Source organism: Segatella copri, assembly GCF_949820605.1.
Lineage (GTDB): Bacteria > Bacteroidota > Bacteroidia > Bacteroidales > Bacteroidaceae > Prevotella.
The window spans coordinates 116,362-138,774 of the sequence record NZ_CATKVU010000001.1; the positions used below are offsets into that span (position 1 = coordinate 116,362).

A 22,413-nucleotide genomic window follows, 5' to 3' on the forward strand; every position below is an offset into this window, starting at 1 on the left:
TTGATTATCTTCAACCTCTCGAACCAGAGCTTCATGGAAGAGCCTTGGTGGCGCTTGACATGGCTATTGATGATATAATAGTCGGCCTGGTATCGTCCATCAGGTCAGAGAAAGCTGCCTTGATGCGCGAACACTTCTCGTTGATGGCATTATCAAGAGGGTTCGTCAGGCGATTCACTGTTTCTGTGATTTTATCGGGATCGATTCTGTTGCCGATTTTTCGGTAGAGGGCAAACAGTTCCTCACGATGATCCGCCAGGTTCTTGAACTCTATTCCTTCCGGGTGATTCAGAAAGAGCAGATAGAGGGCCTTGTGGATGGGACTGAGCTGCACTTCACTGTTTCCATAGTTTGGGAGCAAGAAACGGTAATCTTCCGTGATGACCAGAGGACTGAGGGTTGCCCTTGCTGCCTCGATACGGAGCTGTTCCAATACGGGCACACTGATGGCTTTTAACAAAAGATCGGTTCTACCTTCTGCTAAAAGCTGGGTGGAAAGCGTCTTTACCTGAGCGGCTTTCTCCTCTGGGGTCATATTTCTTATTTCTTCTTGCATACTGGTTGCAAAAGTACAAAAAGAATGGGAAAAATCGTTTCTCATCTAGAAAAAATCTTCTTTTGCAAGGCTTGCGTTTGATTTTTCATAGGGAATCTGATTCTTTGTATGTATCTTTGCATCCAAATTGAAATATAGAAATGATGAAAGAAGATTGGACTCCTATAGATTTCGGACAGACAGAAGACACTACCAAGAACATCATCAAGGTGATTGGTGTGGGTGGTGGCGGATGCAATGCCGTCAAGAATATGTATGCAGAGGGAATCGTGAACGTGAGTTTCGCCGTCTGCAATACGGATAGTCAATCACTATCCAAGTCGCCTGTGCCGGTAAAGATCATGCTCGGAAAGAGTGGTTTGGGTGCAGGGGCAAATCCCGAAGTGGGAAGAAGTGAGGCTCAGAATACCCAGGAAGACATCAAGAAACTGCTGGACGACGGAACCAAGATGTTTTTTGTTACTGCCGGAATGGGTGGTGGAACGGGTACGGGTGCCGCACCTGTCATTGCCGGTATTGCCAAAGGGATGGGCATCCTTACCGTTGGCATCATCACCATACCTTTCTACTTCGAGAAGCGAAAGAAAATTGTCAAGGCTCTGCAGGGTGTAGAAGAAATGCGCAAGAACGTGGATGCCTTGCTTATCGTCAACAACGAGCGTCTCTGCGATGTTTATGCCGACTCCGAGATTACCGTAAAGGATGCCTTCAAACTGGCAGACAAGGTACTGAGTGATGCCACCAAGAGTATCTCGGAACTCATCACCGTGGAGGGAACCATCAATCTTGACTTCCGTGACATCGAGACTACCATCAAGAGCGGTGGCGGTGCTATCATGGCCATGGGTAGAGCCAGTGGTGAGGGAAGGGTTCAGAGTGCCATCAAGAATGCGTTAGACTCTCCTCTGCTCTATGGCAGCGATATCAGTAATGCCCAGCGCATCCTTTTCAATATCTATACTTCCAGTAAGCACCCTATCTTTGTGAGGGAGATGAGAGAAATTGATGCCTTCTTTGATGAACTGAACCCTGACATCAAGGTGATTTGGGGCCTTTCTGATGATGACAGTTTGGATGAGGATGCCAAAGTCACCATTCTGGCAACTGGTCTGAACAATGAGTTGGCCGAGGATATACCTGAAAGTTCTTCTGTATCTAAGGATGAGGAAGACTATCAGAGAATCATCGACAAGCTCTATCATCCTATCAGAGACAACTTCCAGACGCTAGCAAATAAAACTGGGCAAAAGCAAGAAGCAGAATCTATAGATAACATCAATCATGATACTACCGAGAAGGAAGCTACTATTGCCCATCAAGAAGAAGAGTCAGAAAATGAGTCTGGAGAAGAGCCAGCTAAGGTTTGGGTGGAAGACAATCCTCCTACAGCAGAAAACTCAAGAGAAGTTCTTGCTGAACCGCCTGTCAATAAGCCGAAGTCATGGACACTGGGCGGCAGAATCAAAAATGGGCTGAAGAAAATAGCAGAAGATCTGGACATCATCATTAACGATGATGAAAACTATAAGTAGTTGATGATGATTAATACCAGGAAAGCGATTTTGGTTGGAAATAGAGGGTGAGTCATAAGACCATGACGCCCCCTCTTTTTCATGGCAATATTATGTAAACCATTAGTTTGGAATACAATTTGGAGCGCATTATCCGTCTTTTACCTGTGAAAGATGTGGTGTGAAGGTAATGAATCCATTTGAAAGTGAGTTCATGCAAACTCATCATAAGAATGGAGACAAAACAGACAACCGGGATAGTAACTTGGAGTGCCTATGTATAAAATGTCACTCAGAAGTTGACGATACACATAGACGAAATTTCAACACCCTTGCCTATCAAGGGTTAATAAAGGAATTTCTTTATCAATATGGTACAGAGCGTTTTAATGGAAAGAGGAGGGTGTGTCATAAGTCTGTGACGCACCCTTTTTTGTGTGTGTTTCTATATATTCTAGTTGAATCGTAGTCTTTCTTCACAAAGGGAATCTTATTATATTGTATAGAAACTTTACTTTTCTTGTTTTATCGATAACAAAACAGCCCCAAAGCTCACAAAAGGGCATAGTTATCCCTGACGATAAAAAAAACAAAATTGAGTTTTATCGTTTTATCCCCAAATATTTCTTCAAATTGAATCCTATACCGAACAACCCTATGTCCATGTAAACTTTGTCCTTTCCGAAATGCCTGAATCGCTTATAATACATATCTGCCTTCATCTGCCCAAATACAGCTTCCGGCTCTATCGGTCGCTGGCTTCTGTGTTTCAAGCCCTCTTCAGACGTTAGTAGCAGGAAGGCTTCCTTTTTATATGCATTCAGTTTATGGTTGACATATATGGTTCTGTTGCCTTTGGATTTCTTGCAGAGACTTCCAAGCGGACATCCATCACATCGTTGTGCTCTATATAATGTAATGACAGACACATAGCCGGAGTCACTTTTCGTTTGCCGTTGTCCACAAGGTTCCATGTGTTGTCCCATGGGGCAGACATAATAGTCATCATCCCTGTTGTAGTAGAAGTTCGCTTGGTTGAAGGCATCCTCCTTGAAAGGCTTATGCTGTTCCTTGTGAAACCAGTTGTACTTTACATAACCCATCATCTCTTCCATCTCTAGGTACTCGTAGTTCTCCTCCGAGCCATATCCTGAGTCTGCGGTGACGCTCTTGGATTGCTTTCCATATCTTTTCTTGTACTTATCCAAAAAAGGCTTGAAGGTCAGGGTGTCTGTTGGATTGGGATAAAGGGCGAAATTCGTCCAATATTGATTCTCTGTCGCAATTTGAAGGTTATAGGCTGGCTTTGTCTGCCCATTGTTCATGGCATCTTCCTTGAGGCGCATGAAGGTCGCATCGGGATCAGTCTTGGAGTAACTGTTTCTCTCGCCCAGTATATCCAGTGATTTTTCATACTCGCACAGTTTGTCCGAGGCTTTGAACAAGTGATCTATCTGAGTATTTAGCTTTTGCTTCTCTCTTCCTGTAAGCTTTGCCTTAGGAAGGTTCTTCACTTGCCTCTCACACAAACGTGCACTTCTCTTTACATCCTTGGCGGAAGTGGCTGGCTCGCTGTCTTCTTCCTTAATGTCACTCCCGCCATTCAGGCGAATTTGTTCTTTTATCTGAGCCAATGCAGCAGAGGTCTTTTCCAAGAGCTTAGCCCTGTTCTTTTCCACAGTCTTCTTCCATACAAACGTGTACTTGTTTGCTTTCGACTCTATCTTAGTACCATCAACATATTGTTCCTCCAGACTAATCACGCCCTTTTCAACCAATATGGAGACGACTGCATCAAAATAAAAGTCGATGCATTTAATCATATGATTGGATCTAAAGCGGTTGATTGTTGCGAAAGATAATTGCTTACCTCCACAAATCCACATATAGCGAACATCGTATTTAAGTGCGTCCGCTATGCCACGACAGGAATAAACGCCATTGATATAGGCAAAAACAACTAAACTTAGAAGCATCTTCGGACTGTAAGGAGGAGCACCAATCCCATCATAGGTATCCATGAGAGGGTTGATGTCCATACTGCGAACAATACGATCCACCATACGAACTTTGCTGTCTTTTGGCACATAATCATCGAAAGAGTTAGGAAAAAAGCTCAATTCGTGCCGAGTTTCAGATTTTATTTGTATCTTTGCCATACTTAAAGAAGTTTTCTGCAAAGATACAAATCTTTTGCGGAAAGGCAAAGCCCGAGCTTGTGAAAGTTTGGGCTTTGTTGTAAATAAAAATGTTTTTTAAAGATTTCGTATCTGTGAAAAGGCAAAAAATAAAAAGGGGTGCGTCACAGACTTATGACACACCCTCCTCTTTTATAACTTAGCCATATTATAGCAGTGGGCAAAACTTGAAGACTAAGAGGTCGTAAGTCTTGCTCGCAAGCTTTCCATGACGAAGTGGGATACTACAAGTTTTTAGCTTATGAGTAGTTCAAATTAACCAATCTTCTCACAATCGAAATATTGACGATAGCATGGTACCGATTACACCGCTACGCATGGTACCGATACAGCGCTATCGTCAACATATAGGTCTTTAGACTGGTGTTGAATATCTAAATCATCATGAGTCCAACATTTTTTTGTCTAACTCATAGGTTATATATGAGAACTTTTCCTTTGCTTGTTTAGGAGAAGCTATTATTGGCAATGACCATACCCCTTCAACATTATCAAACCCCAAATCTTTCAGAGCACTCGGTCTTACAGATGGCTTATTAGGAGCCCTATCCAACCATGCTATTATTCTATATCCATCATTTTCGATATTCATATCTAGTGTTATATTGTACATTGAACTTATGGCATAAAATACAGAAATATTACCGTCTGACCAGATGCGAAATCCACCCCAAGAGTCCATTTTTACTAGAGTCTTTTCAAACACTTCACCATTATGGAATAACTTATAGTTTCCATTAGCCCTTGTCTTTTCCATAACTTCTATCACATTTTGAGCATAGACTCTAATCTTATGGTCCTGGGCAAAATCCAGATAGTCGATATTCTGGATTAAAGGATTATACAGAGAATTCCTATCAATATTATTCTTAATGATTGAATCCAAACTTCGCTCTTCAATGAAAGTCTGTATAAAAGATAGTATACTCTCTCCATTTTGTTCGAAAAGTGTACGCCATTCTGTCTTTGAGCACAAAGTAAGGTTTGCTGTACCTGTATCCATAGGATATCCATCTATACCATATGCAAGCAAAGCTTGTCTGAGTTTGTTTCTACTGGCTCCTATTATCCACAACTCCTTTATAGCATTGAAGAGTTCTGATAAACGGTTATAGCAACCATTACTCCATGTTACAAGAGTCTGTATTTGACCATCATATATACTGAAGTCTTCTGCTTCAGCAAATAATACTTCTATCAGTCTTCTTTGCTCTTCATCTACAGCAGTAGTTTTGATAAAAGTTAGTTTGGATATTTCTTCTTCTACATCGAATTTGGGGAGTTCTAATAATCCAAGAATATCTTCACCAGGAAGTGATTTAATAAGTTCACACATTCTATAGCCTGGAACATTTATTGCCTCATTTTTTGGTGATCTATACACACTCCTATATCTTGCCATATTACAGAGAATATGATATACTCTTTGAATATTATTTACAGATGCCTCTGGGTATTTTGCACAATATACCATTGTTGGAAGAATTGAATATAATTCTTTTTGGGTATAATGTGACTGAGTCTCTGGATAGTTTACTTTAGGAGTAAACAAACGGACATAATCAGTTTCATACATACGTTTGTATGCACAGAACCACTTCCAAATAGTATCCATTGATATAGACAATGGAAACTTATCATTTGATATCTCGTAATTTTTATACCATGAAGATTCATCCCCACTTTCAAGAATACGAACACAGTGAAGAAATGCAAGCATTCCTTCTGTAGATGTGTCATATTCATTTTTCTTCCGATGTTTCCAAAACCAGGTTTCCATAATTTCCCAGTCTTGTGCTGCATTAAAAACGCCATTTTGGCTGTCGTTAGTACACCTAGAATAAGATGGATTTGCCATCATTATCTGTGGCTTTAAATTTTGGTTGGCAGTCAATGGTTCTCCTGTTGTATTGATGACTACAAAAGTTTCCTCTCCATTCTGTCTATTATCCATATCATAAAAAAGGAACTTGAGCTTAAGTATAAGAAAATCGCCAAGTAATTCTAAATTCTTACAGTCTTTGAGCTTACATTCTATAGTCGTCAAGGCTCGTATGATGCTAGCTATAGTCGGATCATGATGATAAGAATTGAGGAACCATGACTGATCTCCCAATTCGTTAACAGACAAACTATCTTTAAGAAAATAGTGCAATGTAAGATCACTTAAGAAATACAAGGAACTTTCTCTAATTCCATAGAGAAGATGCGGTTCATTGTCATCCTCTAGTAATTCAAAATTGGAAATGAGCAAATCTCTGTATTTATTTCCAGGCAACATTCTATTGATTACTCCGATAATCAAGAACAATGTCGTGAGACGCTGTTGCCCATCACAGAGTTGTAAGTGATATGGAGTCAACACCTTATCATAATATCCATAAATCAACCCCATAGTAATCTCCTGCGACTTTTCAAGCCTTAGGATACTATCAATAAAGGAACTTGCAAGTGAATCCTCAGCATTATCAGAAATAGGATTCCCCCAGCAATAGTCACGCTGCAAATCTGGAATGATTACTTTATCATTCTCACCACAAAATATTTCACTAAGTGAATATGCCTTACCACTTATTAACTGTGCCATAAATTAATTCGTTTTATTATAAATTTCAGGATATTCGTTCTCAAATTCCTTGATTTCTGCATATTTACGCATTGGAACTTGCTCTTTGTTCCATGGTTTATCTGAGATTTTATCTTCCCAATTTACATCAGAAAAGACCATCGTTGTATGGATCAGATGACGACTTTTGAATGATTCATCATCTTGATCTGTGAAAAAATAATGATTCTTCTTGCGAAAATCCGCATCGTTGAACTTTGAATTATCACGCTTATAAAGAAGTACCAGATTTCCAATACAGTGTTCAGAACCATTGTATATATGGTGATCCTCTTTACACGTCCATTCCATTTCTTCACGCCAGAGGGCAATAGAGCATTCATCCTTAATAGGTTCGTCATTCCAGCCCAAAGCAATATTCTGATCATTTTTATGACCTATTTTTGATTTAGGATATACATGCTCCAAGGAACGATTGTATTCGATATTAAAATCGAACTTTCTATCGCTATAAAGATTATCCTGCTTAATGTTTTGACGTAATAGCCACCGATAGGCTGTTTCATAATGATACCTAAACAACATATTGCTTTCTAACTCACGTTGAAATCTATTACGAGCATCGGAATATCTTTCAACATTTACTGCGACTATATCCTCATGATTGACACCAATAATTGCCCAATCATAATAGCGTTTTAACTCAGCTATAGATTTAGAATGGGAACCATCCTGATTGATACCAAAATACCATCTGAGAAAGGCAAATCGTTGTTCTGCATTATTGCGAATATAAAGGATTACTCCTAAATAATTGTACGAAATTGAATGATTATAAGCATCTTCTATCGACTTTTGAAGAAGTCTCATTTTCTTGAACACACTCTTAGACTGCTTCATCGTCTGCGACTTAAGAAGTTTGTCCTTAAAACCATTAAAATTTACTTTACTACTCTCGCTGACTAGTGGGAGCAACCAACCCAATTGTTTGCCTCCTGTCCTAAAAAACGATTCAACATTTTTGTCACTCCACCAATAGAGCCATGAATCCCATTCTCGTGCCAATCGTCCCCGAAGAGCGATATGTTCTGCTTCGCTAAACAAGTTATGTTCAAGGGATGCGCATCGCAACAATTCTGCTTTAATTAGCTCCTCATCCGTCATTTTGGCTTTATTGCCATTCATCATAGTGAAAACTATCTTAGCCTGTTCTTCAGGAATGATAACGAATAAAAACTTTACATGTTCCAAAATATATTTTCTAAAATCTTCTTTATCAATATCCTTTAACTCCCTTGCGAATATACGCAGTGTTCTTTTAAAGAAAAAAATATCTTGGTATTCTTCTGTATCATTGCGGGAACAATCCTCCTTGTCTAGATTATTTAGGAAGTCGTTGGATTCCTTACGAATATCATATTTGATACTTATATAATCTTTGTAGCCCGTATATTTCAGTAGAAGATAGAAGAAAGTTGTCCTTTGTTGACCATCTACGAGAACAATATCAAAGGATTCTTTCTTTTCATGCACAGTTATCCCTTGAAGGAATATATCACTTTTATGTTTGTATGATTCCTTAAGTGAATTGATTAAGAAAGAGACAGAATCAGATTGCGAATTTTTCTTTCTCTGTCCCCAAACATAACCACGCTGATAGTCAGGAATGACGAAGCTTCCAGATCCTTTCAGCAGTTGAATATAATTTGATAGGGTAATGGTTGTCTTGTAACCTATGTCCTTTAACCTATCCTTTAAATTGTTTATTGAGCTCATATTTTATAGTATTTGTAATGCGATGGCAGCGCAGGCTTCTGCATCGGCCAAGGCATGATGATGGTTTGACAAATCATAACCGCAGCGAGCTGCAATTACATCAAGAGTATGATTACCTTGTGGCCAGACTCGGCGTGAAGCCACACAGGTACAGTAGAACGGATAACCGGGATAGTCCATCTGATAGATACGGAAGACCGCTTTCAGACAGCTCTCGTCGAACGCCTTGTTGTGGGCTACGAGAGGGAGACCGGCTATCTTTGGCTCTATCTGTTTCCACACTTCAGGGAAGATGGGCGCATCTTCTGTATCGGCAGTGCACAAGCCATGCACCTGACTACACCAATAGTTGTAATACTCCGGTTCGGGCTTGATGAGTGAGTAGAATTTGTCCACTATCTCGCCGTCACGAACTATGACGATGCCCACGGAGCAGACTGATGAACGCTCATTATTAGCTGTTTCAAAGTCTATTGCTGCAAAATCTTTCATAACGTGTACTTATTTATTAGCTTTATTGAATAAGGAGCTGTCTTTTCGCATTCTATCGACAAGCCAAAGGTGTCGAAGATATTCCACTTGTGGAAGGTACGCTTCAACATCTCCTCGCCTCCGCTCAAATCCACATTGTCCATCCAGCGGCGGTTCAGTTCCTCGAAGGAAATCTCATGCACTCGATAGATGGTCTCCACAATCCACACGAGCTTGTTGGTTTGATTCAATGCCATACTTGTATATTGCATTTAATGTTTTGATAACGTTTCGCCTGCAAAGATATTGCTATGGTGTGTATTTTTTATTCACACCGTCATCATTTTTTGCCTAAACTAGAGATTTCTGATAGAATTCAACTGAAAATAGCATTTGTTTTCATGATCATCCAGGTGAAAGCCATTGATACCACTTCCGGAGTCACAGCAACGGGTGGTCTTCATAGTAACTTCTTTATGGGTATCGCGAATATAGACTCCTTACCTACAGCAACGATGATTCTTTCCATCTCCTTATCGCTCCCATGTCCAATATCAAGGAGCCAGGTTTTTACTTTGCAAAGTTACGATAAACGTAAACCTGCAAGTACCACCTGAAGGTTATTTCTGATTTTTTGTCTAAGCAGCCGATGGCTACCGAAAAAAAATACAGAAATTCCTTGCATCATGTTTACTCGTATTTATCGTATTTGCTTGCACGTAAAAAGCCTATCACCTTTTAATCTTCGGGATTTGGGGAGAGGGAATAATATTTTTAAATTACTAATTGCAGCAGGTCTGTCGTGGGTTCACACGGAAAACGAGTATTCATATGATGTTACTTTTTGTTCTTGGCGTCTCAGTTCTTACAGTTATTACAGCTTATTCTCCTGAAAAATGGAAAGACATAATAGATAAAGTTAATGAATGATTTTTTCACAGTTCATAACAGGCTACATGAAGAAATCGTTCCACAAAATACAGAGAACTAGATTTTTGCCTTACAATTTCTAGCCTAGAATCGGAAACGTAGAAGAGTCCTCTGTTGCTGGAAGGTCAAGAGAAAGAAGAGAAGTGCTACACCATAATATTTTGGGTAATACTTCTCTTTTTCAATACTGCGTTAAATTAATATTTAATCGTCTGTAAATCAATAACTTATATTAAGAAATGCTTATGAAAACTTAACTATAAAAAGTTGGTCAAGTCGCTGATTTTCAGTAACTTTGCAAATCACGACAAACGCAAAATTATATGAATACAGGACTTGACCAATATATGGATATCTTTAAAGATGCAGTTGAAGATTCGTAAGCGTCTCCGCGTTTATACCTTGCATAATTCAAAAAAAGCAGTAACAGCTGATTAAACTAATGCTGTTACTGCTTTTTCCATCGGTCAGGAAGTAAGTTTCTATATTTTTCCAATGGGGTATTGGGTTGCCATTCTGCAGTCTTTTCTATTACGTCGCATATGTATTCAAACAGATTAATGCCATTCAGCCTGCATGAGATGGCGATGGAATATAGGATAGCCGCCCGGCTTGCTCCTTCGTGCGAACCAAAGAACATTGAGTTTCTTCTTGATAGTGATATGTACCTCTGGATTCTCTCAATATAGTTGTTATCGAGAGCCGTATCACCTCTTTTGAAGATGTCACAAATGGCATTATATTCATTAAGGGCATAACCGACCGCCTGCGCCAAGGTAGACTTGGGCAGCAAATCCTTCCTGGAAGATATTTCCTCCAGTTTCTCCAATAAATCCTGTAAAATGTCCGGTGCATATGACTGCCGATAGGCTAGATGGTCTTCAACGGTCCATCCATTTACCCCAACCTTATGTTTTTTGTCTTCTCGATAAAATCTGTTGAGGATATCTACGACTTCCTGAGCATCCTTGTCCTCCTTGCCGCAGTCGATGAAGTCTCTCTTGACATGCTGTAGACAGGCGATTCTCATGATGTCAGGATAAGCATCCGACTCCAGTTTCCGGTAAGGAGCATATGCATCACTCTGTATGGTACCTTTATAATCAGAGAATACGTTAAGTATGACCTGCTCAGAGCGTGATCCATCCTCATATACGAAGAAGACAAGTCCCAGTTTAGGCGCACTTACAGCCCAGAAGTAGCCTTTCTTCGAACCCTTGTCCGCAGGCTTTGTCTTGGCTAACAGTACTTTATGGTATGTCTCGTCCGCCGAGACATAATCCTGCTGCAACACTACTTGGCAGATAGCCTTATAGAAGTTTTCCAGTACATCGGCACTTCTGGCAATCAGCTTGTTTGCCGTGGCCTTCCTTAACGTAAACCCATTGTCGGCAAAGTATTTGATGATTCGCTCTACCGGCATGGAATAGATGTATCGCATCTGCAGGAGTCCTGCTGCAAAGGAAGGTGAATAGGAAGAATTCAACAACAGAGCCGGCGGAGTTTTCCCCGGATACATGATACATCCATCAGTATAAGTGTTGATGTGATACACGGTCTTGATGAATTTGATGGGTTCCATGCTGTAACGTATACAGGTACGAGTCCCGAAGAGACGCAACGTCTTCAAAAGCTCTGCATCCATGACTGGATCTATCGTAACATGCACCTCTTTCATCTCGTAATGCATGTCACGCTTGGCACCATTGTTTTTGCGTGCCTTTCTCTTTTCGGCCTGCTCTGTTTTCTTCTTGTCAAATTCCTCCTGGGTCATCGAGGCTTGTGGATTCTTTTCCTGACGTTCGGACTTCTTGCCTGAAACGAGCTTGCCGAGTGCCTTGTTCTGACGATTCGCTTTGTCAATGGCGATTCCTTTCTGGACGAGTAGTTCTTCTAATGACTTTATACGTTCAATGGAGGGTGTGTCATAAGTCTGTGACGCACCCCTTTTTATTTTTTGCCTTTTCACAGATACGAAATCTTTAAAAAACATTTTTATTTACAACAAAGCCCAAACTTTCACAAGCTCGGGCTTTGCCTTTCCGCAAAAGATTTGTATTTTTGCAGAAAACTTCTTAAAGTATGGCAAAGATACAAATAAAATCTGAAACTCGGCACGAATTGAGCTTTTTTCCTAACTCTTTCGATGATTATGTGCCAAAAGACAGCAAAGTTCGTATGGTGGATCGTATTGTTCGCAGTATGGACATCAACCCTCTCATGGATACCTATGATGGGATTGGTGCTCCTCCTTACAGTCCGAAGATGCTTCTAAGTTTAGTTGTTTTTGCCTATATCAATGGCGTTTATTCCTGTCGTGGCATAGCGGACGCACTTAAATACGATGTTCGCTATATGTGGATTTGTGGAGGTAAGCAATTATCTTTCGCAACAATCAACCGCTTTAGATCCAATCATATGATTAAATGCATCGACTTTTATTTTGATGCAGTCGTCTCCATATTGGCTGAAAAGGGCGTGATTAGTCTGGAGGAACAATATGTTGATGGTACTAAGATAGAGTCGAAAGCAAACAAGTACACGTTTGTATGGAAGAAGACTGTGGAAAAGAACAGAGCTAAGCTCTTGGAAAAGACCTCTGCTGCATTGGCTCAGATAAAAGAACAAATTCGCCTGAATGGCGGGAGTGACATTAGGGAAGAAGACAGCGAGCCAGCCACTTTCGCCAAGGATGTAGAGAGAAGTGCACGTTTGTGTGAGAGGCAAGTGAAGAACCTTCCTAAGGCAAAGCTTACAGGAAGAGAGAAGCAAAAGCTAAATACTCAGATAGATCACTTGTTCAAAGCCTCGGACAAACTGTGCGAGTATGAAAAATCACTGGATATACTGGGCGAGAGAAACAGTTACTCCAAGACTGATCCCGATGCGACCTTCATGCGCCTCAAGGAAGATGCCATGAACAATGGGCAGACAAAGCCTGCCTATAACCTTCAAATTGCGACAGAGAATCAATATTGGACGAATTTCGCCCTTTATCCCAATCCAACAGACACCCTGACCTTCAAGCCTTTTTTGGATAAGTACAAGAAAAGATATGGAAAGCAATCCAAGAGCGTCACCGCAGACTCAGGGTATGGCTCGGAGGAGAACTACGAGTACCTAGAGATGGAAGAGATGATGGGTTATGTAAAGTACAACTGGTTTCACAAGGAACAGCATAAGCCTTTCAAGGAGGATGCCTTCAACCAAGCGAACTTCTACTACAACAGGGATGATGACTATTATGTCTGCCCCATGGGACAACACATGGAACCTTGTGGACAACGGCAAACGAAAAGTGACTCCGGCTATGTGTCTGTCATTACATTATATAGAGCACAACGATGTGATGGATGTCCGCTTGGAAGTCTCTGCAAGAAATCCAAAGGCAACAGAACCATATATGTCAACCATAAACTGAATGCATATAAAAAGGAAGCCTTCCTGCTACTAACGTCTCAAGAGGGCTTGAAACACAGAAGCCAGCGACCGATAGAGCCGGAAGCTGTATTTGGGCAGATGAAGGCAGATATGCATTATAAGCGATTCAGGCATTTTGGAATGGACAAGGTTTACATGGATCTAGGATTGTTCGGAATGGGATTCAATTTGAAGAAATATTTGGGTATAAAACGATAAAACTCAATTTTGTTTTTTTTATCGTCAGGGATAACTATGCCCTTTTGTGAGCTTTGGGGCTGTTTTGTTATCGATAAAACAAGAAAAGTAAAGTTTCTATACAATATAATAAGATTCCCTTTGTGAAGAAAGACTACGATTCAACTAGAAGATACAGAAACACACAAAAAAAAGGGTGTGTCACAGACTTATGACACACCCTCCACTGTAGTATTAGCTTGCTGAAGTTGTTCGTTGGCAAGCTGAAGTTGTTCCTTCAAAAGTACTATAATTTCGTCCTTTGTCATAGTGCAAAGATACGAAAAAATATCGAGATATGCAAGGATTTTCAGATATTTATTTTTACTATCTTGCTGATATACAACCTATTAAACGCAACCTTACACACCTACAGATTAAGCCGTTTTCGATATCTCATACTTTTCAGGCAAATTCCGCTCATGATGGCAGATAGCGTCTTGTAAGGCATTTTGCATTGTTTGCTTTGGGGATCAAAGAATGGTAATTCAAAGGTTCCTCGCTCCAGTCGCTTCTGATACAGCAGGAAACCATCGCCATCCCATTTGATTCCTAAGACATAGCCAAATTTTTGAGCAATTTTTTGTGTTAATAAATATAAAAGAGGCGTTTTGAAGCATACAGGCACTAAAATATCGGTAGCAGAAATGGTCAAAAATGATTTTTCTGTTACAAATCAACACGGAACTCGTTCTTTTAATAGCGTGTGGCTAGATTCCTAATTAGTTATCCGTGTTTGTGTCTTTACAAGACTCTAAATGGCAGTAGCACAGACTGCTATAGTTCACTTGTTTCGGACTTATGATATTGCAAGTTTTTCATTGCTGCTCTTTGAATCCAACGGTTCCCATTTTCTGTTCTGCTTACCTATGGCGAACATTCTGAGAACAAGTTTGAACTTAACGGCATTCAATGCCTTGCGTTTAGTGTCTGAATCTTGCTTACCTCCTAATTTACGGTTATAAAATGATTGTAACTCTGCATCATATTGTACAGCAACTGTGGCCGCCATGGATAGATCCGCTTTCGCCTGACCATCACAGCGTGCTGAAGGTCGGGGACGCCATCTCACACTGGTGCCTGAAGTGTGGGAGTGCGGTGCCACGCCGACATAACTGGCATATTGCCTTGCTGTTTCAAATGCGGTAAAGTTTCGGGTAATGACAATGACATTTATGGCATTGACGAAGCCGACTCCTGGTATTGTCAGAAGATTCTTGTAAGTAGCCAAAAGGCTATCGTCTGTAGCCAGCAACTTCTGCTCTTCCAACTCGATGTTATCAATGTCACGGCTGAATTTCTTGATGTAGCCATCATATAACTGGGCATCTTCCTTTGTGGTGCACAGCTGTCTTCTGTTCATGAAGCATGTACGCTGTTCCACCAGGAACTTACGCTCATTCATCAGTGCCTTGAGTCTCTGCATGGTCTTGTCAGGCATTTTATAAGGCTTGACACATTCGGTACCATTATAGCGATAGAGAAAGTCTGCAATCTTGGCAGAGTCAATCTTGTCGCTCTTGTCCTTGGGTTCCATGGGATAATGCTTTACCACATGGGTGGAGAGCATGCAGAACTGATAGTTCCTGGCATTAAGAAACTTCTCCAGTTCCATGGAATAGCTGCCGGTGAACTCCATTCCAAAGAGACAGTTCGAGAGAACCACATGATTCTTCTTGAGCCATGTGCACATTTCGCCAAATCCCTTGCGGGAATTGTTGAATACATCGTGAGAAAAGTCCTTAATTGGGGCTTCTTCACAGAAAATTGATACGTCAATGACATTTTTTGAGATGTCGATGCCGATAAATGATTTATTTTTCATACCTTTGTACCGCATTTTGCAGGAAGGAGCTCTCTATGTCAGGGTAAGCCACATCTTTTAAAAGCTTCCACGGCTAATTCCCTAAACGGCACTTGACCTGGCATTTCAGGCTGGGGAGACTAGATCAGGGAAAGGTCTTTGTCTAAGACAAAATAGTTCACTACCCCCGTCCGGAGTTCCTTCCATTTCAGATGCTCCGGCAAAGGTAGTGAAAAAAACGCAGACAAAAGACTTAGTCGGGAAATAGTTATGCTCTAAGAAGTGCGATAGTTCACTTTTGCTGCATTTTAGTTCTTATATGCATCTGTCTCCACATATGGTGTTCCACGCTTTATCACGGCAAACATACGAAGGACTAGCTTGAACTTGATGGCATTGAGTACGATGCCACCGCATTTTTCCTTTCTCTTGCGTATCCAATAGTCTCTTATTGAAGGATTGTTCCTTATGGCGGAAAGGACAGCTATGGATAAGTCTGCCTTGGCTTCAGAAAAGCCTTTCTTGGAAACACCCGTTTTCTTTCTTACTGAGGTACCAGATTCCTTTTTAAAAGGGGCTATTCCTATGTAACAGGCATATTTGCGAGGATTGCTGATTGCAGTGAAATTTTCCGTCAATACAATGGTTTCCAACGCTATGATGCGACCAATGCCAGGAATGGAGGTCAGCAGATTGTAATTCTTTCTGATGCTTGTATCTTCATTCATGTAGCTGTCAATCTCCTTGTCTATTGCTTTCTGGTTTTCCTGCATGTTCTTCAGCAGGAGTTTCTTGCGTTCAACGGATAAGTCTGTGTCGTATGCGCAGATATCATGAAGCTGTTGCTTGTAAAGAACAGACTGTTTGGTGTTCTGCTTACGCTCAGCCAGCAATCTCTTCAACTTGAAATAGACAGATGAAGGAAGTTTGGAGGGATTGCGAAGAATCTTCTTGTGGTTCTGCTCACAATAGATTGCTATTCTGAAAGCATCCAGTTCATCAGTCTTGATACGGTCTAGAGAGCGCTGGTCATCATCCAAGTCTGGCTCGAAGCGATGCATTTTGCGAGGTTCCACCATACCATAGATATATTCTTTGGATTCCAGCCATAATCTGAAGTTTTGATTATAAAGTCCAGTATATTCCATACAGAACAAAAAGGTAGCAAAGTCTTTTCCTACCTTTGCAACCCAGGAGCCAATCTTTTTGAATCCAGCATCATCATTGCTCACCTGAATATGGGCATTCTTCCAATCGATGGCTTCACCATCATAATAAGCAAGGTCGAGAGTCTTCTTGGAGACATCTACGCCAAAATACAGTTCTTTATCCATATTATTAACATTTTAATATTAAATGGATACAAGAAAACATTTGGCTTGGCGAAGGACTGAGTCAAATGATAGTGATATTCTAGAGCATTTTATAGTTCACCTTAACACCCGTTAACCAATTCGTTTAAACTTGTTTCCGAGTGCAAAGGTAAAAGAGCATTTTTACCTGCTGGCGGTTCTTTGAGAAGAAGATGAAGACGGCACCACCGAGTGGCGGCAGCTCCATCTCCGTCCTCACAATCTGGTACAGGCCATTTATGCCCATGTTCATTCGGACATATCGCTGGCAGACGTAATACTGGGTATTTTCGTTTAGTCCAAACATAGCATATCCTCCTTTTCATAAAGTTTCATCAGATGCATGACAGATTTGGCGCTACCTTTCTTGATGGTGACTATCGTTCCATTTGGGAAGGTTAGGGTTATGCCAAAAAGATAGTTCTCTGGACAGACGGGTTCGGATGGCATTTCCATGGGAAGGAACATCATCCCAGTGTCCTTGGCTATTGCCTCGGAACATTCCTTACGGGCTTCGGCCTGAAGCAGACGAATCTGCTGTTTGGCTAACCTAACAGAATAACCTTTCTCTGACATCCATCTATGCATCGAGCGATGGTTTACATGCCGTTCCTTTAAAAAAGGAATCAAACTGGCTTTTGGATTATGATTCAAATGAATCTGGAAGGCATTCCATGCCCTCTCATAACGTTCTGTTGCTCTCATAATTTCATTGCTTTTAAAATTATGGTGCAAAGGTAAGAACTTTTACGATAAAGGGCAAGGTATAAACGCGGAGCCGCTTACGAAGATTCGGCTGCAAAGTTAACAAAAAGTTTCGAGAAAATACTCATCGAGGTGATAGATAATTTTGTTCATGGTAATACCAAGAAAGATAAATTTCACCCAAATGGGGAGGTATGGCTCGCATGTTGAGCAAACCTACCGCAACGCATTCGGCTTAAAAAAGTCGAAAAGCATTGACTGGCTCAAACTTAATGTCTCACTTGCCAAGCGCTTCTTTGGTAAACAGGGAAGATGGGCTATTGCCATTGATCCCAGTTACATCAGCAAAGCTGGCAAGAAGACTCCACATATCGGTCGTTTTTGGTCGGGATGTGCACAGTCTGTTAAACATGGTCTCGAAATCATGGGTATTGGACTCATTACCTCAGTTCGGGATAAGAAATAGTGCCTAAAAAAGTTGGTAATCTCCGATATTTTTTGTATCTTTGTAGTTGAAATCCAATTAGTTACAAACATAAAAAGATATCATTATGGAGATTACCAAGGACAAAGTTACAGAATTATTTTGTATTATTGATGAATTTTACAAAGTTTTTGATGCTGAAAATGCAGGAAAATTGCTTTTGGGTGAAGATGGAGTAAAGCGCAGACGACGTAAAGCCTCTTTATCTGATAGTGAAATCATGACGATTTTGCTGTATTTCCATTTCGGCTCGTTCCGAAACTTCAAGCATTATTACCTATTCTTTATTAGAGGAACTTTGAAGTCATATTTTCCAAATGCGGTGTCTTATAACCGTTTTGTAGAACTTGAAAGTCGCGTATTCTTCCCTCTCATGTTCTTCCTGAATCTCCGTGCTTTTGGCAGATGTACAGGTATAACCTTTGTTGATTCAACCATAATACCAATATGCCACAATCTCAGGCGTTATGCCAACAGAGTGTTCAAAGGCATTGCCACAAACGGAAAGGGAACAATGGGATGGTGTCATGGGTTCAAGCTACATCTGGCTTGTAATGATAGAGGTGAGATAATTGCTTTTGTTCTCACTGGTGCAAACGTTAGCGACAAAGATCCAACGGTATTCGATGTGTTGGCTAAACGTCTGTATGGTAAGCTGTTTGCAGATAAAGGCTATATCTCACAAAAACTCTTCGATTCGCTTTTTGAGGAAGGCATCCAGTTGGTAACAGGACTGAGAGTGAACATGAAGAACAAACTAATGCCGTTCTATGACAAGATGATGCTACGCAAAAGATACATCATTGAAACGATTAATGACCTGTTGAAAAATACGGCTCAGATAGTACATTCACGTCACAGGTCTGTTGCGAATTTCATCATAAATATTATTTCTGCATTAGAGGCATACTGTTTCTTTGACAACAAGCCCAAGGCACTTACTGGATACGTTATCGAAGATACGAAACAGCTTAGTCTTTTCTAACATTGCATATTTTACATGAGGATTTTGTCTCAGCAACCATCCAAGATATATAGATGGTTGCCAAGCCTCTGTGTCCCTTATATAAAAACATTATAAAGCATTTAGATAGAGCTCGTTATCCCGAACTGAGGTACTCATTGATATTGTTGCCAAAGACTGCCTGATGTTAAGAGCACACCAGTCGCTAAGTAATAAAGAACTGAGTCTTAGAAACAAGACTATGGTAGATTTCTATATCGGCGTCATTAAGCGTTACCGCAATGAACTTCTCAAACTCTCAACCCTCATAGTTGCAGATGCTTACTTCTCTACAAGTACATTTGTTAATGGGATAAAGAAAGAAGGGTTCTCTTTGATAAGCCGCTTTCGTGACAATGCTTGTCTCTTTTATGTCTATGCTGGTCCACGTACTGGAAAACGTGGTCGCCCCAAGACCAAGGATGGCAAGATTGATATGAAGAATCTTGACCTCACTCGAATGGAGAAGATGGAGATGAAAGATATAGAAGGAACAGCTTATACTTTGATTGCCTATTCCAAGGCACTCAAGTGTAAAGTTAGACTTGTCATCTGGCAGATGCCGAATGGCAAGAAGAAACTATTCTTCTCTACAGACACCTCACTTTCGGGTGAAGAGGTACTTCTTTATTATAGAACCAGGTTCCAGATCGAATTTTGCTTTCGTGACGCCAAAGGCTATACTGGTCTTATGGACTGCCAGGCTCGCGATAAGTGGAAACTCGATTTTGCTTTCAATGCTTCGTTCACATCACTAAATGTTGCCAAGGTAACTATGAAGGGGATGGGAATGGAATATTCTATGTCTTCATTCAAGTCCCTGATGACCAACATTTATCTGGTGAAACGAATTTTTAAAGCAAGTGGGTACACCCCGAACCGAACTTTAATTAGCAAGATTTTCAAAGATCTCTCGTGCTTACAGCGTATAGCTGCTTAGCACATTATTGGATTATTAACGAACTATTGCTTTTTCCATCTATCACATAATAGCAAAGACAACTTCTCCCCTCTCTTCATTTTCACACTACTAAAAAGGAAAAAGGGCATTTTTCTGCGATTTAAGACGTTGTTGCAATTTTACCGAGGAAAGTTTCATTGCAAATCATCCAAGAGCCTGGTCTCCCATACAAATCAAGAAAAAGAAGGCTTTCTCTTGATTTGCCCCCCTGTACCTATCTCTTCTCATATCACCAAACTTGTCTTAGGATTCTACAAGGCCATGAAGGCATTTATTCCTTATAATTTTGTCGCAGCAAACTCAAGAATGCCTATATGGAGTACAGAGGAAAAGGTCCAGAACCAATACTACAGGAGAAGGAGAGATAAAAAATCTGTTAATTGCCACAAATCCCATATCTTTATAATTTTGTCGCAACAAAGCACCTAAGATTTATAATTATGTCGCAGATGGGTTTATATTTTTGTCGCATCATCTTATAATTATGTCGCAGGTAGCTAAAGGGAGATATTATAAATCAGTTAGTTACAGATACTGAAAAGAATAAGCCAAAAAAAGAGATTTAAAAAAGAGCAGACTGGCAAGAAGACTTATAGTGGTGTTTCTTCTTCCGTTATGATGAAGAAAGAGGAAACTTCCAGCTTCATGGGGAGAAAGTTTTTGAAAGCCAAGCCATATAAAGAAAGAACAGACTTTTTTGCGCGTTAATAAATGTATCTTTATGTTAGATGATGTTATTATATGGACATAAATTAATCATCCTCATTCTAATGGTGCGACATTTTTATAAAGATGCGAAATCGAAGCAATCCTGAAGAATACTATTAATGCGAAATAATATATAGTAAGCAAAGCCATTTAAAAGACAAAAGAAGAACAGTTTGAGCCAAACAATTCAAGTTCGTTTCATATAAAATATACCTGCTAAATTCAGATTACCAGATAGATATATGAATATTTCTATTATTTAATTGGACAATGATTACTCTAATATATCACTTCTAGTAATCACATCTATCCTAACAAACCATCTTATATGCAAAAAACGTTAATCTAGATTCATATTATACCCTTATAATTTTGTCGCAGCAAAGCACCTAAGATTTATAATTATGTCGCAGATGGGTTTATATTTTTGTCGCACCATCTTATAATTATGTCGCAGATAGCTAAAGGGAGATATTATAAATCAGTCAGTTACAGATACTGAAAAGAATAAGCCAAAAAAAAAAAATTAAAAAAGAGCAGACTGGCAAGAGGACTTATAGTGGTGTTTCTTCCGCCGTTATGATGCAGAAAAAGAAAATTCCCAGCTTCATGGAGGGAAAGTTTTTGAAAGCCAGGCCGTATAAAGAAAGAACAGACTTTTTTTAGCGTTAATAAATGTATCTTTATGTTATGTACTGTTATATTAAGGTCTTCTTATTCTTTCTAATATAAGTCATAATCCTCACGCATAACATGCAAATTCAAGAGTTAACTGCTATTCCGACCTAATTCAACCAATAATTTTGTCGCAATAACATTTCTATAAATACTTATAACATATTGAAGCAAAAAACTTTATAGTATACCTTCTATATATTTTGTTTGCTCAGAGCATACATCATACGACAGAATAATAAACCAATTGAACCTATTTGCGACAAAAATACAACGAAGTCGTAAAACGTTCTACTTTTATCTGATTTCCTTTATTTTTTTGTCGCAGGTATATTACATAGTAATCCCCTGCCCTATTTGGCATTTCTATTTTTGTCGCAAGTTACTTTATTAAAATCATTCAATTCACTGATAAACAAACAAATACAATCATGTTGCGACAAAATTATAATTATCTTATACTTCGATTTTTAGTGTACATTACGACACAATTATAACGTTAACTTTTATCATGGAATACTTCACCTATAGAATTAGATTTGGCTTATAATTTTGTCGCAGTAACATGGAATATTCCCTAAAGCCTTTTTTCATCCAGCTCCCTAAAATCGCGCTATACATTAATAAAGTATTCTTTTTACAACCTTTATTTATTAAGAATACTCCATAATATGCCACATCACATGCGACACAATTATAGTTATTATGATTTTATTTGCGACATAATTATTAAATAGTCGTTTTTTAAATCATATTTTTTGTTTTTTTATAATTTTGTCGCAGCAATGTTTTAACTATCAGAGATTCAAAAGTTTATATATTATATCCCAATCCCTAAAACTCAAGCCCGGACAAAATTATAAACTTAGAGTGATTTTGCCTTTAAACTCTGGCTTTTCTTACTATAAAAACAATTATCATTTATAATATTGTCGTAATAAGATAGGTAACCTATATTAAAGTATTACTTTAACGAAAACCAATAAATTAATTAAATCCAATACACAGCAATATAATTATAAGTAATAATAATAAAAGATTACTCAAAAGAAGAGT

Annotated in this window: 17 protein-coding genes; 5 read left to right on the forward strand and 12 right to left on the reverse strand. The window is 39.5% G+C overall.

Annotated features, from left to right (window positions below; translation table 11 throughout):
* Positions 1–31: 31 nt before the first annotated feature.
* Positions 32–556 carry a hypothetical protein gene (locus tag RCO84_RS00555; RefSeq protein WP_317583450.1) on the reverse strand — a complete coding sequence of 175 codons (525 nt, stop codon included), beginning with the start codon at positions 554–556 and terminating at the stop codon, positions 32–34.
* 140 nt (positions 557–696) lie between these two features.
* On the opposite strand from RCO84_RS00555, the gene ftsZ reads away from it, so the two are divergent.
* A complete protein-coding gene (gene ftsZ / locus RCO84_RS00560) occupies positions 697–2,088 on the forward strand; it encodes a cell division protein FtsZ (protein WP_317583451.1) in 1,392 nt (463 codons plus the stop codon).
* A 581-nt stretch (positions 2,089–2,669) separates the two neighbouring features.
* On the opposite strand, the gene RCO84_RS00565 is transcribed toward ftsZ, so the two are convergent.
* From RCO84_RS00565 to tnpC, 6 genes are all read right to left on the reverse strand, one after another.
* On the reverse strand, positions 2,670–4,226 hold the full coding sequence (locus RCO84_RS00565; protein ID WP_317583453.1) for an IS1182 family transposase: 1,557 nt from the start codon (positions 4,224–4,226) through the stop codon (positions 2,670–2,672).
* 421 nt (positions 4,227–4,647) lie between these two features.
* Complete coding sequence (locus tag RCO84_RS00570) at positions 4,648–6,852, reverse strand: DUF262 domain-containing protein (RefSeq protein ID WP_317583455.1); 2,205 nt, start codon at positions 6,850–6,852, stop codon at positions 4,648–4,650.
* A 3-nt stretch (positions 6,853–6,855) separates the two neighbouring features.
* Entirely contained in the window at positions 6,856–8,607 is a 1,752-nt protein-coding gene (locus tag RCO84_RS00575; protein ID WP_154483350.1) for a DUF262 domain-containing protein, read from the reverse strand.
* A gap of 3 nt (positions 8,608–8,610) precedes the next feature.
* Positions 8,611–9,099 carry a 3'-5' exonuclease gene (locus RCO84_RS00580; RefSeq protein ID WP_287833488.1) on the reverse strand — a complete coding sequence of 163 codons (489 nt, stop codon included), beginning with the start codon at positions 9,097–9,099 and terminating at the stop codon, positions 8,611–8,613.
* Positions 9,096–9,335, reverse strand: a complete 240-nt coding sequence (locus tag RCO84_RS00585) for a hypothetical protein (RefSeq protein ID WP_287833490.1) — start codon at positions 9,333–9,335, stop codon at positions 9,096–9,098. The genes RCO84_RS00580 and RCO84_RS00585 overlap by 4 nt, the downstream gene beginning before the upstream one ends.
* Positions 9,336–10,456: 1,121 nt before the next feature.
* Positions 10,457–11,977: an IS66 family transposase gene (tnpC, locus tag RCO84_RS00590; protein WP_317583459.1), complete on the reverse strand. Its 1,521-nt coding sequence runs from the start codon at positions 11,975–11,977 to the stop codon at positions 10,457–10,459.
* 113 nt (positions 11,978–12,090) lie between these two features.
* Here tnpC and RCO84_RS00595 point away from each other — a divergent pair, with 113 nt between their 5' ends.
* Positions 12,091–13,647 (forward strand): IS1182 family transposase, encoded by a 1,557-nt coding sequence (locus RCO84_RS00595; RefSeq protein ID WP_317583461.1) that lies wholly within the window; start codon positions 12,091–12,093, stop codon positions 13,645–13,647.
* Between the two features lie 388 nt (positions 13,648–14,035).
* On the opposite strand, the gene tnpB (RCO84_RS16910) is transcribed toward RCO84_RS00595, so the two are convergent.
* From tnpB (RCO84_RS16910) to RCO84_RS00615, 5 genes are all read right to left on the reverse strand, one after another.
* A complete protein-coding gene (tnpB, locus tag RCO84_RS16910; RefSeq protein ID WP_373690110.1) occupies positions 14,036–14,293 on the reverse strand; it encodes an IS66 family insertion sequence element accessory protein TnpB in 258 nt (85 codons plus the stop codon).
* 171 nt (positions 14,294–14,464) lie between these two features.
* The gene (locus tag RCO84_RS00600; protein ID WP_264957586.1) at positions 14,465–15,490 is read right to left on the reverse strand and encodes an IS110 family transposase; all 1,026 of its coding nucleotides are present in this window, start codon (positions 15,488–15,490) and stop codon (positions 14,465–14,467) included.
* 287 nt (positions 15,491–15,777) lie between these two features.
* The gene (locus RCO84_RS00605; protein ID WP_287851789.1) at positions 15,778–16,803 is read right to left on the reverse strand and encodes an IS110 family transposase; all 1,026 of its coding nucleotides are present in this window, start codon (positions 16,801–16,803) and stop codon (positions 15,778–15,780) included.
* A 124-nt stretch (positions 16,804–16,927) separates the two neighbouring features.
* On the reverse strand, positions 16,928–17,128 hold the full coding sequence (tnpB, locus tag RCO84_RS00610) for an IS66 family insertion sequence element accessory protein TnpB (protein WP_144155435.1): 201 nt from the start codon (positions 17,126–17,128) through the stop codon (positions 16,928–16,930).
* Positions 17,116–17,526, reverse strand: coding sequence for a hypothetical protein (locus RCO84_RS00615; protein ID WP_117588064.1), 411 nt, complete (start codon positions 17,524–17,526; stop codon positions 17,116–17,118). The genes tnpB (RCO84_RS00610) and RCO84_RS00615 overlap by 13 nt, the downstream gene beginning before the upstream one ends.
* Before the next feature lie 151 nt (positions 17,527–17,677).
* Here RCO84_RS00615 and RCO84_RS00620 point away from each other — a divergent pair, with 151 nt between their 5' ends.
* The 3 genes from RCO84_RS00620 to RCO84_RS00630 all read left to right on the forward strand — a co-directional run bounded on the left by RCO84_RS00620 (position 17,678) and on the right by RCO84_RS00630 (position 19,953).
* Complete coding sequence (locus RCO84_RS00620) at positions 17,678–17,992, forward strand: hypothetical protein (RefSeq protein WP_317583462.1); 315 nt, start codon at positions 17,678–17,680, stop codon at positions 17,990–17,992.
* An 85-nt stretch (positions 17,993–18,077) separates the two neighbouring features.
* Complete coding sequence (locus RCO84_RS00625; protein ID WP_317583463.1) at positions 18,078–18,995, forward strand: IS982 family transposase; 918 nt, start codon at positions 18,078–18,080, stop codon at positions 18,993–18,995.
* Between the two features lie 163 nt (positions 18,996–19,158).
* On the forward strand, positions 19,159–19,953 hold the full coding sequence (locus RCO84_RS00630; protein WP_317583464.1) for a transposase: 795 nt from the start codon (positions 19,159–19,161) through the stop codon (positions 19,951–19,953).
* Positions 19,954–22,413: the final 2,460 nt, after the last annotated feature.